15 protein-coding genes are annotated in these 16,082 nt (G+C 63.2%); 6 read left to right on the top strand and 9 right to left on the bottom strand.

Going from position 1 to position 16,082, the window contains the following annotated elements:
• The first annotated feature begins 33 nt into the window (after positions 1–33).
• Positions 34–822 carry a 2-keto-4-pentenoate hydratase gene (locus tag AC1DXU_RS09260; RefSeq protein ID WP_477367304.1) on the top strand — a complete coding sequence of 263 codons (789 nt, stop codon included), beginning with the start codon at positions 34–36 and terminating at the stop codon, positions 820–822.
• Positions 823–962: 140 nt separating this feature from the next.
• On the top strand, positions 963–1,520 hold the full coding sequence (locus AC1DXU_RS09255) for a suppressor of fused domain protein (RefSeq protein ID WP_477367301.1): 558 nt from the start codon (positions 963–965) through the stop codon (positions 1,518–1,520).
• Positions 1,521–1,544: 24 nt separating this feature from the next.
• Here the strand turns inward: AC1DXU_RS09255 and AC1DXU_RS09250 are convergent, their stop codons facing one another.
• From AC1DXU_RS09250 to AC1DXU_RS09235, 4 genes are all read right to left on the bottom strand, one after another.
• On the bottom strand, positions 1,545–2,351 hold the full coding sequence (locus tag AC1DXU_RS09250; protein ID WP_477367298.1) for an ABC transporter permease: 807 nt from the start codon (positions 2,349–2,351) through the stop codon (positions 1,545–1,547).
• Positions 2,351–3,184 (bottom strand): ABC transporter permease, encoded by an 834-nt coding sequence (locus tag AC1DXU_RS09245; protein WP_477367295.1) that lies wholly within the window; start codon positions 3,182–3,184, stop codon positions 2,351–2,353. Before AC1DXU_RS09245 ends, AC1DXU_RS09250 begins: the two co-directional genes overlap by 1 nt.
• Positions 3,185–3,208: 24 nt before the next feature.
• On the bottom strand, positions 3,209–4,324 hold the full coding sequence (locus AC1DXU_RS09240; protein ID WP_477367292.1) for an ABC transporter substrate-binding protein: 1,116 nt from the start codon (positions 4,322–4,324) through the stop codon (positions 3,209–3,211).
• A 74-nt stretch (positions 4,325–4,398) separates the two neighbouring features.
• On the bottom strand, positions 4,399–5,493 hold the full coding sequence (locus AC1DXU_RS09235) for an ABC transporter ATP-binding protein (RefSeq protein WP_477367289.1): 1,095 nt from the start codon (positions 5,491–5,493) through the stop codon (positions 4,399–4,401).
• Positions 5,494–5,746: 253 nt separating this feature from the next.
• Here AC1DXU_RS09235 and AC1DXU_RS09230 point away from each other — a divergent pair, with 253 nt between their 5' ends.
• Positions 5,747–6,865: an epoxide hydrolase family protein gene (locus AC1DXU_RS09230; RefSeq protein ID WP_477367286.1), complete on the top strand. Its 1,119-nt coding sequence runs from the start codon at positions 5,747–5,749 to the stop codon at positions 6,863–6,865.
• 52 nt (positions 6,866–6,917) lie between these two features.
• Here AC1DXU_RS09230 and AC1DXU_RS09225 read toward each other — a convergent pair whose 3' ends face one another.
• Both AC1DXU_RS09225 and AC1DXU_RS09220 read right to left on the bottom strand, forming a co-directional pair.
• On the bottom strand, positions 6,918–7,592 hold the full coding sequence (locus AC1DXU_RS09225; RefSeq protein ID WP_477367283.1) for a helix-turn-helix domain-containing protein: 675 nt from the start codon (positions 7,590–7,592) through the stop codon (positions 6,918–6,920).
• 73 nt (positions 7,593–7,665) lie between these two features.
• On the bottom strand, positions 7,666–8,562 hold the full coding sequence (locus AC1DXU_RS09220; RefSeq protein ID WP_477367280.1) for a LysR substrate-binding domain-containing protein: 897 nt from the start codon (positions 8,560–8,562) through the stop codon (positions 7,666–7,668).
• 84 nt (positions 8,563–8,646) lie between these two features.
• On the opposite strand from AC1DXU_RS09220, the gene AC1DXU_RS09215 reads away from it, so the two are divergent.
• The gene (locus AC1DXU_RS09215) at positions 8,647–10,251 is read left to right on the top strand and encodes a zinc-binding metallopeptidase family protein (protein ID WP_477367277.1); all 1,605 of its coding nucleotides are present in this window, start codon (positions 8,647–8,649) and stop codon (positions 10,249–10,251) included.
• Positions 10,252–10,261: 10 nt separating this feature from the next.
• Positions 10,262–11,194, top strand: coding sequence for a dimethylarginine dimethylaminohydrolase family protein (locus AC1DXU_RS09210; RefSeq protein WP_477367274.1), 933 nt, complete (start codon positions 10,262–10,264; stop codon positions 11,192–11,194).
• A 295-nt stretch (positions 11,195–11,489) separates the two neighbouring features.
• On the opposite strand, the gene AC1DXU_RS09205 is transcribed toward AC1DXU_RS09210, so the two are convergent.
• The 3 genes from AC1DXU_RS09205 to AC1DXU_RS09195 all read right to left on the bottom strand — a co-directional run bounded on the left by AC1DXU_RS09205 (position 11,490) and on the right by AC1DXU_RS09195 (position 14,118).
• On the bottom strand, positions 11,490–12,041 hold the full coding sequence (locus AC1DXU_RS09205) for a cytochrome c (RefSeq protein ID WP_477367272.1): 552 nt from the start codon (positions 12,039–12,041) through the stop codon (positions 11,490–11,492).
• The gene (gene cueR, locus AC1DXU_RS09200; RefSeq protein WP_477367269.1) at positions 12,038–12,430 is read right to left on the bottom strand and encodes a Cu(I)-responsive transcriptional regulator; all 393 of its coding nucleotides are present in this window, start codon (positions 12,428–12,430) and stop codon (positions 12,038–12,040) included. The genes AC1DXU_RS09205 and cueR overlap by 4 nt, the downstream gene beginning before the upstream one ends.
• A gap of 176 nt (positions 12,431–12,606) precedes the next feature.
• A complete protein-coding gene (locus AC1DXU_RS09195; RefSeq protein ID WP_477367266.1) occupies positions 12,607–14,118 on the bottom strand; it encodes a winged helix-turn-helix domain-containing tetratricopeptide repeat protein in 1,512 nt (503 codons plus the stop codon).
• 430 nt (positions 14,119–14,548) lie between these two features.
• Here AC1DXU_RS09195 and AC1DXU_RS09190 point away from each other — a divergent pair, with 430 nt between their 5' ends.
• Entirely contained in the window at positions 14,549–16,060 is a 1,512-nt protein-coding gene (locus AC1DXU_RS09190) for a DUF2778 domain-containing protein (protein WP_477367263.1), read from the top strand.
• Positions 16,061–16,082 lie beyond the last annotated feature (22 nt).

Raw genomic sequence — 16,082 nt, 5'->3', positions numbered from 1 at the left:
CATCATTCACCCCACGGATTTCCGGAACTGACGATGCTCGATTCAGAAAAAGCCAAAGCCGCGTCGCAGTTGTTGGTTGGTCACTGGGACAACGGTACCCGTCTCGACGCCATACCCCAGGAGTTGCGGCCGCAAACGCGGATCGAAGGTTACGCTATCCAGTCGCATGTGATGCATCGCTCAGTGGCGCCGCTTTTCGGCTGGAAGATTGCCGCAACCAGTCTGGCCGGACAAAGACACATCAACGTCGACGGCCCGATGGCCGGGCGTCTGCTGGCCGAAAAAGCGGTTGAGGTCGGCGGCACCGTTTCCCTGGCGACGAGCAAGATGCGCGTGGCCGAGATCGAATTTGCGTTCCGTTTCGGCCGCCAGCTGCCGCCTCGTCCAGAACCCTATGAAATCGCCGAGGTGATGGATGCGGTGGCGACCTTGCACCCGGCGATCGAAATACCGGACTCGCGCTATGACGATTTCTGCGCTGTCGGGGCGCCGCAGCTCATCGCCGACAACGCCTGCGCCAATCTGTTTGTCATCGGCGAGGCGACGGATGACGATTGGCGCGACGTGGACCTCGCCAAGCACCCGGTGGTCGCCTTCGTTTCCGGAAAGTCGCAGCACAACGGGACAGGGGCTGCTGTGTTGGGCGATCCTCGTATTGCGCTCACCTGGATCGTCAATGAACTGTCTCGCCTGGGCATAGCCCTGCAGCCGGGACAGGTGGTGATAACCGGCACCTGCATGACGCCGATAAGCGTCGAGGCCGGCGACGAGGTCATCGGCGATCTGGGCAGGTTTGGCCGCGTCTCGGTGCGGTTTGTCTAGTGCTCGGCGGCCTCTTGCCGGCACTATCGAGATCGGGAATATAGTCCTTCGTTGCGGCTACCTAGAGAATCCGGGAAAAGGAAATCTATCCGACCCTCTTCGGAGGAGAGCAACGCGGCATCTTCACGCTTTCGCCTGAGTTGTTTGCGCGTAAATTCGGCCTCAAGGAGATCGATTCTACGTGGCCATTCTACGGTGTGTTTGAATTCGGCCCGACGCAACAAAGGCCATACTGGCTCTATGTGACTTCAGGGCATTCAAATCCGTGGGACCATGAAGACGATGCCTACGATCCAAGCGCACAGTCGGGAGCCGGGATTGAGTTTATCCTCGCCACCACCGAGCGCGGCGACTGGGCAATCCGCTGCCTGCAAAACCTGCTGGCTTACGACTTGCTTCTGAGCGCCGGTTATTTCGAAGGCCGTGAGCCACTGGCCGAAGGTAATAGAATTCCACTCGGATCGCCGATCGACGGAAAGGAAAACTGCCTGATCAGAAACGTGATCCTTTCGCGTGCCAGTTCCCTTCCGTCCGATTTCAATTTGCCCTCAGGGCAGGTCGCGTTCCTGACCTTTACCGGTGTCACAGACCGCGAAAGAGACTTCGCAAAGGAGAATAGCACCGACGCTCTCACCAATCGGCTGCAGCCACTTGGTTTCTTTCCGGTGACTGACCCGCACCGAGCATCCATCATCTAGTCGAAGGATTCGTTGCGGCGGCCTTCAATGTCCTCCACGCTGCCTGACCACCACACTTCGCGCCGCCAATACCAGCACGGTGATGATGATCAGGATCACCGATAGCGCTGCGATCGCTGGGTCGATGTTGTCGCGCAGGCCCATCCACATCAGCCGGGGCAAGGTGATGGCGTTGACGGACGTGATGAACAGCGTGACGCCGATCTCTTCCCAGGACAGCACGAAGGATAGAAGCGCGGCGGTGATGATGCCGAACTTGATGTTGGGCATGATGATGCGGGTGGCGCGCTCCCACACAGTGGCGCCAAGGCCGCGCGCGGCGAGGTCGATGCGGCGGTCGAGCTGGCTGAGCGAGACCAGGATAAGCACCGTGGCGAACGGCACCGTCATCACTGCATGCGCCATGGCGACACCCAGCCAGGTGTCGTAGCCGAAGAACGAGCTGAAGCCCGAAATCGAGGTCAACAGGAAGTAGAGCGTGATCGCCGAGACGACAGGCGGCACCACCATCGGCAACAGCACGAAGCCGACCAGGGCAGCGGTGAAGCGCGGCTGGAACATCCAGACGCCAAGGCTGAAGCACAGCGCCAGCACGGTTGAAAAGGCGCTGCTGACGATGCCGATGCGGATCGAGAGCAGGATCGCGTCGATCCAGCGCGGATCCTCGATCAGCGCCCGATAGTGGCGCAGCGACAACTCCCCTGATGGCATCGCCAGCATGCGGCTCGGCGTCAGCGACACCGGAATGACAGCGAGCAGCGGCATCAGCAGGAACAGCGCGACGAAGGCGGCGATAACAAGTGAGGCGGGACCGGGGCGATAGGTCGGCATCAGATCAACTGCTTCGGTCTGACATAGCGGAACAGAAGCGCCATCAACGCGCCGACGAACAGCACCAGCACGACGCTGATCGCCGCACCCAGGCCCCAGTCAGGGCTCTGGAAAATCCTGAGATAGATCAGTTCGGCGATCATGACGCTGCGGCCGCCGCCGAGAATCGCCGGCGTGACGAAGAAGCCAAGCGAGAAGACGAAGACGATCATCGCTGAGCCGATGATGCCGGATCGGGTCATCGGCACGAACACCGACCAGAAGGTGCGCATGCGGCTGGAACCTAGTCCGCGTGCCGCCAAAAGCACGCGGTCGTCGAGGCTGCGCATGGCCGATGCCAGCGGGAAGACGGCGAAGGGAATGAGGAAATGCGTCATGCCGACGATGACGCCGAATTCGTTGCGCACCAGCGCCAGCGGCTCGGAGATGAAGCCGATCGCCTGCAGCCAGGTGTTGATCAGACCGCGATTGGAAAGCAGCGCCACCCAGCCGAAGGCGCGTGTCAGCACCGAGATCCAGAACGGGACGAGAATGCAGAATTCTGCGACCACGCGCTGCGCCGGCGTGCCGCGCACCCACACCACGGTGATGGCGTAGGCGGCGGTGACCGAAATGATTGTGACGATGGCCGCGATGCGCAGCGTGCGGATAAACACCGACTGCACCAGCTCGTCAGTGGCGAGCGCTCCATACTGGCCAAGCCCCGGCGTCGGCAGCGTAAAGCTCCATTTGACGACGCCGAGGAACGGCCAAGCATAGGCCAAAACCAGAAACAGGAGCAGCGGCGCCATCAACAGCGCCGCGCCCATCCTGTCGGAGAGATAACCTCTCATCTCGGTCCGATTATCCCGGCCTAGTCAGGCGGAGATGATCTTGGTGTATTCGTCGAGCGCCGGACCGTAGTTCTTGGCGTACCAGTCCATGTCGAGCGCGATCTGCTTCTTCATGTTCTGGGGATCGACCGGGTTGATGCGCTTCTTGTCGGCGGGGATCAGCGCGTCGGCGGCCGGATTGGCCGGGCCTTGGCCGAGCTTGTCGAACATCACCAGCTGCTTTGCCGGATCCTGGGCGCTGGCGATGAATTTCATCGCCGCGTCCTTGCCGCCGGGATTGCCCTTGAGCACGGCGAGCGCGCCGGGCGAGATCAGGCCCTGGTCCCAGATGAACTTGATCTTGCCGCCCGAATCCTGCTCGATCAGCGAGGCGCGCGTCGACCAGACGATGGCCATCGAGGCTTCGCCGTTGAGCAGCACGCTCTGGCTCTCGGCGCCGCCGCCCCAATAGGCCACGACGTTTTCCTTGAAGGCGGCGATCTTGTCATGCGCGCGCTTGAGGTCGAGCGGGTAGAGCGAGGCCGGCGCGATGCCGTCGGCCAGCAGCGCCGCTTCCCAGCTCGACACGCCCCATTTGTAGAGCGAGCGTTTTCCCGGGAATTTCTTCACGTCGAAGAAATCGGCCATGCCGGTCGGTGCGTCCTTGCCGTATTTCTCGGAATCGTAGGCGATGACATAGGAGAAGAAATAGGTCGAGGCGGCGTATTCCCAGCCAAAACCCTCGCGCATCTTCTTCTTGTCGACGACCGCATAGTCGATCGGCTCCAGCATGCCTTGGGCACCGAGCGTGATCGCCGAGAACGGGTCGACGTCGACCAGGTCCCAGGTCGGCGCGCCGCTCTTGAACTGCGCGGCGATGGCGCCTTCGGTCGGGCCCGAGCCGTCCATCTTGACGGTGATGCCGGTGTCCTTGGTGAAGGCCTGGCCATAGGCGGCGTCATAAGCGGTGATGGCGTCGCCGCCCCAGTTCACCAGCACGAGTTCCTTCGCCGCGGCAAAGGCGCCGGAGGAGCGCAGCAGCATCGGCGTGCCTGCGAGAACAAGTGCGGCTAGCTGGGTGAATTGCCGGCGCGAGATCTCGCCGCGCACGGCCCTGGCGGACAGCGCCTCGATGGAGTGTTTCTTGGTTTCGTTTGTCATGTTAGTTCCCCTTTTTTTGTTGGTGGTTCAGATAGTTGGCGCGAACCTTCGAATCATCGCTCGAAGGCTCGCCCTCAAGTCGTCATCTCCGGCAGCAGGAAACCCTTTTCCGCCGGCCATGTCAGCCAGACGGAATTGCCCTTGCTCAGTGCCGCGGCGGCGACCTCGTTCGGCACCGACACCGTCACCTTGGCGCCTTGCTTCGTCGTCAAGTCGAGCCTTGTCGCGGCGCCGAGATAGGTCGAGGCGATGGCGGTTGCGGCAATGCCGTTCTCGCCCAAGGTCGCTTCACGCGCGATCGACATGTATTCGGGGCGGATCGCCAGGATGGCGTCGCCACGGACTTTCTCGGCCTTGCAGTGCATGGACACCGCGCGGTCTTCGCACAGGCCCGTCGAGCCATTGTCGGCGGGCTTGACGCCCTTCAGCGGCAGCATGTTGATCTCTCCGAGGAACTCGGCGACGAAGCGGTTGTCCGGCCGGTCGTAGACCTCGTCGGGCGCGCCGACCTGCAGCAGCTTGCCGTGATTGAAGATGGCGACGCGCGACGACAGCGCCAGCGCCTCGCTCTGGTCGTGGGTGACGAAGACGAAGGTGGTGCCGGTCTCCTGGTGCAGCCGCTTCATCTCGGCCTGCATCTGGCCGCGCAGCCCCTTGTCGAGCGCCGAGAACGGCTCGTCGAGCAAGAGCACGCCCGGCTCGAACACCAGCGCACGCGCCAGCGCCACGCGCTGCTGCTGGCCGCCGGACAATTGCGCCGGCAGTTTCTTCTCGTGGCCGACCAGCCCGACACGTTCGATCATCTCACCGACGCGCCGCTTGATCTCGGCCGCCGGTTTCTTGCGCACCTTGAGCGGGAAGGCGATGTTGGCCTCGACGCTCATATGCGGGAACAGCGCATAGCCCTGGAACACCATGCCGGCGGCGCGCTGCTCGGCCGGCCGGTCGGTGATGTCGACGCCATCGCTGTAGAGGCGGCCATCGCTCGGCTGGACGAAGCCGGCAAGGATCATCAGAAAGGTGGTCTTGCCCGAACCGGAAGGGCCGAGCAGTGTCAGGAACTCGCCACGGCCGATATTCAGCGACAGATTGTCCAGCGCACGGAACGAGCCGAAGCTCTTGCCGATCCCGATTGCCTTGATCTCTGCGGCCCGGCCGGGTTGCTGCATCCTGCCCTTTCCCTAGCGTAGAACGAAATCGTAGGGCAGGGCGCGGCCTCACCGCAACCGAATAGTTTTCGCCTGATCGGCAAATTTGATTCACGGGTGGCGGGTTTTGGGTGGCTGCCCCTTGCCTCGAGGACGCGCTTAAAGTTTGCGTATTTCTACAATCGGTTTTCCGCCATTGCCCATAGGTTGGTCACATCAACGCAGCCGAGAAGCGACTGCGGAAACGCCGAGAATTTTCACAGGAGAATACGCCATGGCCACCCCGACCCCTTTCACCGTCGCCATCCCTGAATCGCAGCTTGCCGACCTCAAGTTTCGGCTTGAGCATACGCGCTGGCCGGATGAGCCTGCGGATGCCGGCTGGATGCTCGGTACAAACCTTGCCTACATGAAGCGGCTGACCGACCATTGGATCAATGGCTATGACTGGCGCAAGGCCGAGGCAGCGATAAACGCGCTCAACAATTTCAAGGTCGACATCGATGGAATTGAGCTGCACTTTGTGCATCACCCTTCGAAGAAGAAGGATGCAACGCCGCTGCTTCTGCTGCATGGCTGGCCTGATACCTTCTACCGCTATCACAAGGTGATCGAGCCGCTGTCGGAGGATTTTCACGTCGTCGTGCCGTCAATTCCGGGAACCGGTTTCTCCGGCAAGACCGCGCTGGCGATGGACAAGGTCACGGACATCTTCGCAAAGCTCATGACGAATGTGCTTGGCTATGGAAAATTCATCGCTGCCGGCGGCGATGGAGGTTCCGTGATTGCCATGTCGCTGGCCCAGCGGCATCCGGAAAAGCTTTTGGGTTACCATGTCACGGATGTCGGCTATCCCGACCACACGACTGATTTCGCCTCGCTGAGCCAGCCGGAGCAGGCCTATGCCGGTGCCATTCAGCGATGGTTCTTCGCGCATGGCGCGTTCAATCTCGTGCACGCCACCAAGCCGCAAAGTCTGGCCTTCGCCATGAATGATTCCCCTGTCGGTCTCGCCGCATGGATCATGAGCTTCATGGCCGGCATGGGGTTGGGAGACGATGCGGATGCGCGGTTCGGACGTGACGAATTGCTCACCAACATCATGATCACCTGGTTGACCGAAACGGCGGCTTCGTCGTTTCGCATCTACAATCAGAACGCCATGCAGCCGGCAACCATCACGGGGCTGGACACCAAGGTTCCCGTCGCCGTGGCGACCGAGGCGCCAATCCCGGGCGGCGTGCGGCTGCCGCGCGAATGGGCGGACCGTCAGATCTCCGGCAATGTGGTTCAGTTCCACGATATGGAGACTGCCGGCCATTTTGCGGCCTGGGAGGACCCGACATTTTATGCCGGCGACATCAGGCGGTTTGCGGCGCTTCTCAACAAATGACGCGCGGCTTGGTGCTCGTGGACACCGGGGCAAGCCTGTCTTATCCCGGTGTTCAGATTTTATGGACCGGGTCGAGATTAGACGGCAGGTGACCCATGATTTTCTTGATGGATTTGATCATGTGCGGTTGGTCGGTGTAGCCGAGATCAGCTGCAACGGAAGCTGAATTGTCGCCCCGTTTCAGCCGCCTTACAGCCTCTTGCGCGCGCCTGATCAGTTGAAAATCCTTCTGGGTGATGCCGGTCGTCTTCTTGAAATGCTGCTGGACCGACCGTTTCGAGGCAGCCTTGGGCTTCCCGGTGAAGGCCTTGGCGACCAGATCATTGGATTGCAGCAGATGTGCCGCAACCATCATCTCGGTGAGTTCTTCCGCATTGCCGAAGGTCGGCAATGGAAGGTCAACACCATCGAGCACGAAGACCTCGCCCTCGACCGGCAAAAACCGTATCGCGGCGCCGGTTCTGACCTCCTTGTCCGTCGTCAGGTAGACGTGGGCTGCAAAGGATATGACCACCGAATGTTCGCCGGCGCGGTAGGGAACATCCACCGGCTCGGTGGCCTGCCCGCTCAGGAAGATCGTCGGCTGTCCATCGGGAGAGACACTCAGGATCAGATCCCAGGAGCCATCGGGAGTCGCTTTGTAGACCCCATCCTCCAGGCAGACAGTCTGCCAAACCCTATCGATCCAGGGATGGGGCGAGGAGCGATGCGTATGTTTCTGTGTCATGCCTGTCAGCGAGTTGAAGTGCGTTCGAGATTGCTCTGCCGATCTGCATCCGTCGCAATGGAACCGGCCCGCCTCAATACGGCTCGACCCTGTTCTCCGACAGCTTCGACCGCAGCCACGCCCCGAACGCCACCAGCACCGGATGGCTCGCCTTAGCATGCTCCGAAACCAGGAAATACGACCGCGGCGATTTGATCGCGATGTCGAAGGGACGCACCAGTCGGCCTTCGCTCAGTGCCCGGCGACTGGTCAGTTCGTCGCCCATGGCGATGCCCTGGCCGGCGATCGCGGCCGAGAAGACGAGGTTCATGTCGGAAAAGAAAATGCCACCTTCGGTGTCGGGGTTTTCCACCCTGGACAGCGCCAGCCAGCGCGCCCAGTCCTCGGTGTCGCCGAGATGCAGGAGGTTGGCGCGCAGCACGTCGGCCGGCTTGGCAAAGCCGCCAACCTTGTTGAGCAAAGTCGGGCTGCACAGCGGCGTGAACGAGATCTCGCACAGCAGTTCGGCCGCGCGGTTCGGCCAGTTGCCGACGCCGAAGGCGATGAAGGCGTCGGCGTCCGGATTGCTGACGTCGTCGAGCCGCCGTGGCGTCAGTATGTGCAGCGCGACGTCAGGGTACATCTGCCGGAACTCGCCGATATGCGTGCACAGGAACAGCGAGGCGAAGCCCGGCGTGCAGGAGACGCTGAACGAGCCGCCGACGCCGGTGCCGGCATGGCGTGTCACCGCATCGCCCAGCACGGTCAGCGCCTTGCGCACGTCGCTGGCGTAGCGCTGGCCGCGCGGCGTCAGCGCCACACCCTTGCCGATGCGCTCCAGCAGGTCGAAGCCGAGGTCGCGCTCCAGCAGCCGCAACTGATGACTGACCGCACTGCGGGTCAGGTGCAGTTCGTCGGCGGCGCGCCAGACGCTGCCATGGCGGGCGAAGCTGTCGAGGGCACGCAGCGCTTGAGTGGAGGGTATTCGCAAGAGGCCTCAGGTGAACCGAATTTGCAGGAGCCGGGAAAACATATCACTTTTTGGCGAAGCCCTTCACTGCTTTCTTCTCTCGCCATGGAGAAAGCGGTCACCACCTCGGCGCAGGCAACCGCGCTTGCCTGTCTGGATGGCATCCAGCCGTCGCTGTCGGCGTGGACGCGCATCATTTTCGATTTCGGCGAGACGGCCTGGCGAGAATACCAATCCGCTGCCTGGTATGTCGAACGGCTGAAGCGCGAGGGCTTTTCGGTCGAGGAAGGCTCCGGTGACATGCCGACCGCCTTTTGCGCCCATTGGACCAACGGCCCCGGTCCGACCATCGGCCTCTACGCCGAATATGACGCGGTGCCCGGCAATTGCCAGGATGCGGCAACGATGAAACGGCCGCGTCCGGGCCTCGGCGTCGAGGCCGGCGGCCACACCGATCCGCATTCGGGGCTCGGCATTGCCAGCCTTGGCGGCCTGCTGGCGACCAAGGCGGCGATGCAGCGCCACGGTATTGCGGGCACGCTGCGCTTCACCGGCGAGCCGGCGGAGAAAGTGCGCGGGTCGAAGCCGATCCATGCGGCAAAAGGCTATTATGACGGCCTTGCCGGCATGATCTCCTTCCATCCCTTCTACATGCTGCCGCTCTGCAACACGGCGCGCTGGGACACGCATTGCGGTGCCGCCTACGCGATGATCTACCGCTTTGTCTGCGACGAACCCGAAAATTGGGTTCGCGCAAGCGATGGCGCACCCATCCCGCAGGCGCACTCGGCGGTGCGGGCGCCGGGCGCCAACGACGCATTGATGATGATGTACATGGCCTCCAAGGCGCTGCGCGATTCCATGCTGCCGCACCAGGGCGGCTGGTCGATCAGCGAGGCGATCCTGACCGCGGGGCAGGCGACTGCCGACAATCTGCCGGCTGGGCTGGCCGAGATCCAGTACATGATCCGCGTGCCGACGCTTGCCATGGCCGAGCAGGTCACATCAGTGCTCGACCGCAATGCCGAGGCCGCCGCCGCGATGAGCGGCTGCCGGTACGAGCGGCACTGGGTGTCGAAGTCGCGGCCCGGATTGGCCAACCACGCCATGGCAACGATTGCCTATGAAGCGCTGTCGACGGTCGGCCCGCCGCGCTGGGACGACTCGGCCAAGGCGGTGGCGCGCGAAATTCAGGTCAATGCCGGTGGGGTGGCGACCGAGGAACCGTTCATCGCCGAACTGGAGCGGCTGATTGCGCCGCAGGACGCCGAAGCGCTGCTGCGTCGCGACCTGCCGCCGTCACAGCTCAATTCCACCTCGGACGATTACACCGACATGTCATGGCAGACGCCGACGGCACGATTTTACGTCGCCCGTCCGGCGCTGCGCTCGCAGAATGGCCATACCTATCCGTCCTGGGTGATGAACGCGCTCGGCGGCATTCCGGCGACCATCGATCCGATGGTCGCTTGCGCCTCACGCACGATCGCGCTTGCAGCCTTGCGCCTGCTCGAGGACAAGGCCGCCCGCGGCGCCGCGATGGATGAATTCGTCGCCCGCACCGGCGGTGGCATTGGCGGCGCCAACTGGCTCGCGCCGCTCTGCGACTATGATCCGCCGATCAATTTCCGCTGGCCGGAATATGTCACCACCGCGCGCGGCCGCGACTGGTGGATCCCGAGCAATCAATCATCCCAAACCGCCCCATGAGGAGAACCCCATGACCGTTCATGACCGCATCGTCGCCGAGCCTTTTTCGCTGCAGCGCCGCAACCCCGCCGGCGGCACCAAGCCGCTGACATCATGGGGCTTTGCCAACGAGACTGATGTGCTGACTGACGTTTTGCTCGGCTCGCCGAATTTCCTGCGCCATCTCTCGACCAGCTCACTGTCGCGCAAGCATCTGCGCGAAGCTCCCTGCAACGTCCAGATCGCGCAGGCGCAGCACAAGGATCTGGTCGCCGCCTACGAGCGTTTTGGCGTCAACATCCACTGGCATGAGCCGACGCCGGAACTGCCGATGCAGGTCTATTCGCGCGATTCCAGCGTCATGACGCCCTACGGCGCCTTCATCACCGCCATGGCCAACTGGTGGCGGCGTGGCGAGAACTATGCCGCCATCCGCACCTACGAAAAACTCGGCATCCCGATCTACGACATGGTGACTGCCGGCACCTTCGAGGGCGGCGACTTCAACGTCATCGAGGAGGGCGTCGTGCTGATCGGCTGCGGCGGCGCCCGCACGCAGGAAGAGGGCGCCCGTCAGGTGCAGGCCTGGTTCGATAGGGAAGGCTGGGAGACCCGCATCGCCTTCATCGACGAATACTATGTCCATATCGACCTGATGGTGGTGCCGATCGCGGAAAAACTGACCGCTGTCTGTCTCGCCTGCACAGAGCCCGGCATCGTCGACTGGCTGAAGGGCAAGGGCCACGAAATCATTGACGTGCCGTTCCAGGACACGATGGCGCTCGGCTGCAACTTCATGTCGCTGGGCAAGGACAGGGTGATCGCGCCGACCTCGAGCCAGACGCTGATCGGCCAGCTCAAGGCGCGCGGCTTCGAGGTGGCGGCGATCGACATGAGCGAGATCTCGAAAACTGGCGGCGGCATCCACTGCATGGCGCAGGCGCTGAAGCGCGAGCCGGCCTGAGGAAGCTTCCGACCTCCGGTACATTGACACAATGCCGTCAGAGGGTGAGACTCGGCATATTCGAGGAGAGAATCTATGAAAAGAACCTACGAAAAGCCTGAGCTGCGCAAGGCGGGAAAGCTCGGATCGCTTGCCGCCGGCGGCGCATCAAAGGTGCCTTGAGCATCGCCTGAAGCCAAGGGTGCCGGTTTGAGCGGCACACTATTCGGAGTTTGACCTCGCCGGGTTTGAACGGCGGGGCTTTTTCGTATTGACGGTCGGCTCGCTGGGCCTCGCAAAATCGACCATCCGACCATCATTGAATCTTTTGCCGGAATTTTGAATGACAGCTTGAGCAATCCTGCAGGATGAGGTGCAGGATATGCTCCGCCGGCAGCTTGGCGGGATCGGCTTCCACGGCACCCGGCCGCTTGCCGAGCAGGCTGCTGCCGCCCATCACCAGACCGGAACCCATCCTCATCTCGTCGGTGATGCCGGCGGGCGCCCGCCCGGCCTTGGTGGCCAGAGCGTTCGCCAGCGTCCCGATGTGATGGGCCAGCGCCTCGAACTCCAGCCGTGCCTGATCAATCTCCGGCCTGGCGCCCGAAGGCGCGCCCAATGAGGCGCTGGGGAACTCAGCGATCAAGGCAGGGCCGGTGCGGGCGCGGATGGCTTCCGCCGCCGCCTTGAAGGCCGCGGCGTCATAGGCTTGTCTGCCGTCGAACATCCCGGCGATCATCTTGGCGGCTGCCGCCATCTCCTTCATCGAGGCTTGGCGGGCCATGACGATTGCATCGTTGCCGGCAGCGGCGCCAGCCACGGAAGCCCCGGCAAACGCCAGCATCGCGGCGATGGCGGCAGGTCTCACTGAACCGTGCCGGCCAGTTCGTCGATGATTGGGCAGTCCGGCCGCTCGTCGCCATGACAGTGCTCGACCAAATGATGCAGCAGGTGCCGCAGTCCTGTCAGCTCGGCGATCTTCCTGTCGATCTCCACCAGTTTGGCTTGCGCGACCGCCTTCACATCGGCGCTCTCGCGCTCCTTGTCGTGATAGAGCGACAGCAACTGGCGGCATTCGTCGACCGAAAACCCCAGACTGCGCGAGCGCTGCAGAAAGCGCAGCCGATGAATGTCGGCCGTCGAGTAATCACGATAGCCGTTGTCTGTCCGGGCCGGGCGCAGCAGGCCGATGTCCTCGTAGTAGCGTATCGTCTTCGAGGGCAGGCCGGATTTTTCGGACGCGAGGCCGATGTTCATGGCTGGAAATCTCCTTTATCGACAGGAATAGACCTTCCAGCCGCTGGAAGGTCAACAGGCTGCCGGTGCCACGATTTTCAGATTTTTCTGAGAAACCGATCGGATTTGTCGCCTCGCAACGCGCAAAGTGGAGCGCGTCGGCTGTTGGTGGTCGACAGGCGCTGTGGCGGCACCTGCTAACGGGCAGCCTCCATGCCAAGCGCCAGCTGGATGCCCTCCGCCAGATGCGCGCCGTCGGCCGGGTGCTCGAAGGGCACTGCCTTGGTCGCATAATCGACCGGCGAGAAATCGGGGTCGCTTTCGTTGATGAGGCTGGCCTGCCGGCGCGCCTCATCCATGGCGCCGAGTTGCGCGTAGCAGGCGGCAAGCCGCGTCCTGATCCAGGGCGTCGGCAGGGTAGCGAGCTCCAGCGCTTCCGCCGCCGGCCGGTAATCACCCATCATGTAAAGCGCCAGCGAGCGATCGAACTGACACCAGTGCGGGTGCAGCGGATCGATGCGGATGGCGCGCGCCAGCCAGCCCAGCGCTTCCAGCGGCCGCCCGCGCATGGTCAGCACCAGGCCCATCTGCTCGATGCATTCGGCATCATAGGGATTGAACTCAAGAGCTGTCCGAAGATGCTGTTCGGCCGCCTCGTGGTCGCGCATGTAGAGGCGCACCAGCGACTGGATGCGATGCCCGGTCGCCTGGTCGGGCGCCAGCGCCAGCCCCTTGGCGGCGAGGTCGCGCGCCTTGGCCAGCACCGCGTGGCTTGCCTGTCCGAACTCGCCTTTGAGCGCATATGACAGGGCCAGATACGTGTAGGCCGGCCCATAGGCCGCGTCCTTGGCGATGGCCGCCTCGAAAAACGTCCTTGCGCCTTCGAGGTCGGTCTGGGCGGGGTCGCGCAGCAAGGCGACACCGCGCAGCACCAGTTCATAGGCGGCAAGGCTGGTAACCGGCTTGCGCGACGCCTGCTGCAGGCCGGCATTACTCACCCGCCTTGCCAGCCGCCCGACAATGTCCTCGATGATATCCTGCTGGATGGCGAAGAAACCGCCGTCGGTGGCTTCGTATCGATCGCCCCAGAGTTGGCTCGCATTGGCCGCGTCGACAAGGTTGACGGCGGCCAGGATGCGCTCTCCCTGCCGGCGCACCGAACCTTCGACAAGATAATCGGCGCCGATGCGTGAGCGGATCAGCGGCCACTCCGAACGCGCATAGGAGGCGAAGGAAAAGCTCGAATTGCGGGCCAGCACAGTGACGGTGCCAAAACGCGCCAGGCCGTTGATAATGTCCTCGGCAAAGCCGTCGACGATCGGATCGTCGGCCGGGTTGCCGCTTTCGTTGCGAAAGCGCAGCACCGCAACGATTGGCTGCGAGCCGATTTCCGGCGCCGTCTCGACCTCCGCAGCCAGCATGTAGCCGCGCTTCGACACCGTGCGCACCAGCTCGTCGCCCAGCACCTTGCGGATCTCGCGGATCGACTGCGTGAGCGAATCCTCGGTGACGAAGACGCCCGGCCACACCGCGTCCATGATTTCCGACTTGGGCACGACGCGGCCCATATGCCGGGCCAGCAGCGTCAGCAGCGCATAGGCCTTGGGCCGCAGGAACGCCGGTCTGTCGGCATGACGCAGCGTGCCTCGGCCGAGGTCGAGCGTATAGCCGCCGAACTGAAAGACCTGATCGTCAAGCACGACTGACATGGCTGCGCCTACATGCTCCCCCTGCCGCGCAGGGTCGAGAATAACCCAACTTTGCGCCACGCAAAGCGGCATTCCAACCCTCGACGGGACCCCTGCCTGCAAAAGCCCCAAGCCAGGTTTCCTTGACTCGGCCGCCAAAAAAGGGCAGCAAAGTCGTTAACGGAGAGGATTTAGGCCATTTTGACGGCCGGGGAGGACGCTTTTTTGGCATCAATCGCGGTGCAATCGGCGACCGATAGAGTGATTGGTTAACCAAACTTGTCCATCTTTTGAATCAATCGGCAACAGACGCGAAGGGTGCAGGGGGCACCAAGGCGAACTGTGATCGTCACGGCTGCGAGACCGCAGCCGGCAGCCGATTGAGAGTGGTTGTATGGCGTTTGTGCGTTTGAAAGACCGGGGTGACAATCCAGTTTCCGGATTGACTTCGATGAGGCCCCGCCTGAGCTGGGTCGCGATTCCGGCCGTTGGCGCCGCGGTCGTTCTATGGTCGATGGCGACCATGGCCGGCCTCTATTCGGTGGGGACCTCGCTCACCGCCGCTTCCGACAGTCTTCCGCAAAGCCTAGCTCTGCCGCACACCGTCGCGCTCGCCGATTCCCGGCGCGCCCTTGCCAATTCCTGGGCGCCGGCGCTGGCGGCAAGCCGGCAGCGTCAGGTGGCTCTGCTCAATCAATGCGACGCCGCTTGCCTGCGCCTGGCGTCGAGCTTCGCGCATGACGGCAAGATGGCGCGGCTGAGGCCGGCGGCTTCAACCAGTGCCGCACCTGCTGCCCCAAATGCCATTGCACTGGTCACGCCGCGTGACGCGCGCTTCGACGGCGTGGTGGCGAAAGCGAAACTGTCGCCGCAAAAGCTGGCTGCCGCCTTCGCCCGCGCCGCTTCCCACCCCTCTGGCGCACCCTTTATGGTCGCCAGCCTGCCGACGGACGCTCGCTTTGCCGAGCCGGTGCGTACAACGGACAAGCACGGTCCGGCACCGGCACGCTTCGGGCCGGAGGTGGCGGAGATCGAACGCTCGTCGCGCCTGGCGCTGGCGCTTGCCAACGCATTGCCGGAAGTGACGGTCGATGTGACGCCATCGGTTGCGCTGGCAACTGTCCAACCTGTTGCGGCGCAGGAGCCGCAGCCGGCCGAGGTTCAGGTAGCCTCGCTGCCGCCACAGGACGACCTGCCGGACAACATGCCGTTGCCGGGCCGGCGTCCGCAGGCGGAAATCGACCAGCCGGCCGAAGCCCCCAAGTCCGTCGCTCCTGCCAAGGTCCAATCGCCCAAGGCGGCAAAGGCCCAGACAAGCAGGGTCGAGACCGCCGAGGCACCGACGGTCGACGCGCTGCCCGGCGTACAGTCGCCCCGCAGCTCGTCGCAGCCGATCGCGCCAGGCATCGGCAGCAGCCAGGGCAAGCCGACCAAGCGGTCGAAGGCCCAAGCAGCCGAGATGCTGGCCTATGCCAAGCCCGACATGCCCGAGCGCGGCTCGGGTGGAGTCTTCCGCAACCTGTTCACCAAGCCCAGCATGGGCAACGGCGTCGCCGTCTATGACATCTCGGCCAAGACCGTCTACATGCCGGATGGTTCGCGGCTCGAGGCACATTCCGGGCTGGGTGCGATGGTCGACCAGCCGCGCTATGTCGACCGCAAGAACACCGGTCCGACGCCGCCCAATACATATGACTTGAAGCTGCGTGAATCGCGCTTCCACGGCGTCGAGGCGATCCGCCTCACACCGGTGGGCGGCAACAACAAATATGGCCGCAACGGCCTGCTTGCCCACACCTACATGCTGCGCGGCGGTCGGGCGGAGTCCAATGGCTGCGTAGTCTTCAAGGACTATGCCCGCTTCCTCTCGGCCTACAAGAAGGGCAAGATCAAGCGCCTCGTCGTGGTGCCGCGCATGTCCAAGCCCTTGACGCAGGTCGCCCAGGACGGGCGCGGTGCCTGAATCATTTTAGCAGGATGAGCCT

This window comes from Mesorhizobium sp. P3_A10 (assembly GCF_056403175.1).
This window is presented reverse-complemented; position numbering and strand designations above follow the sequence as displayed.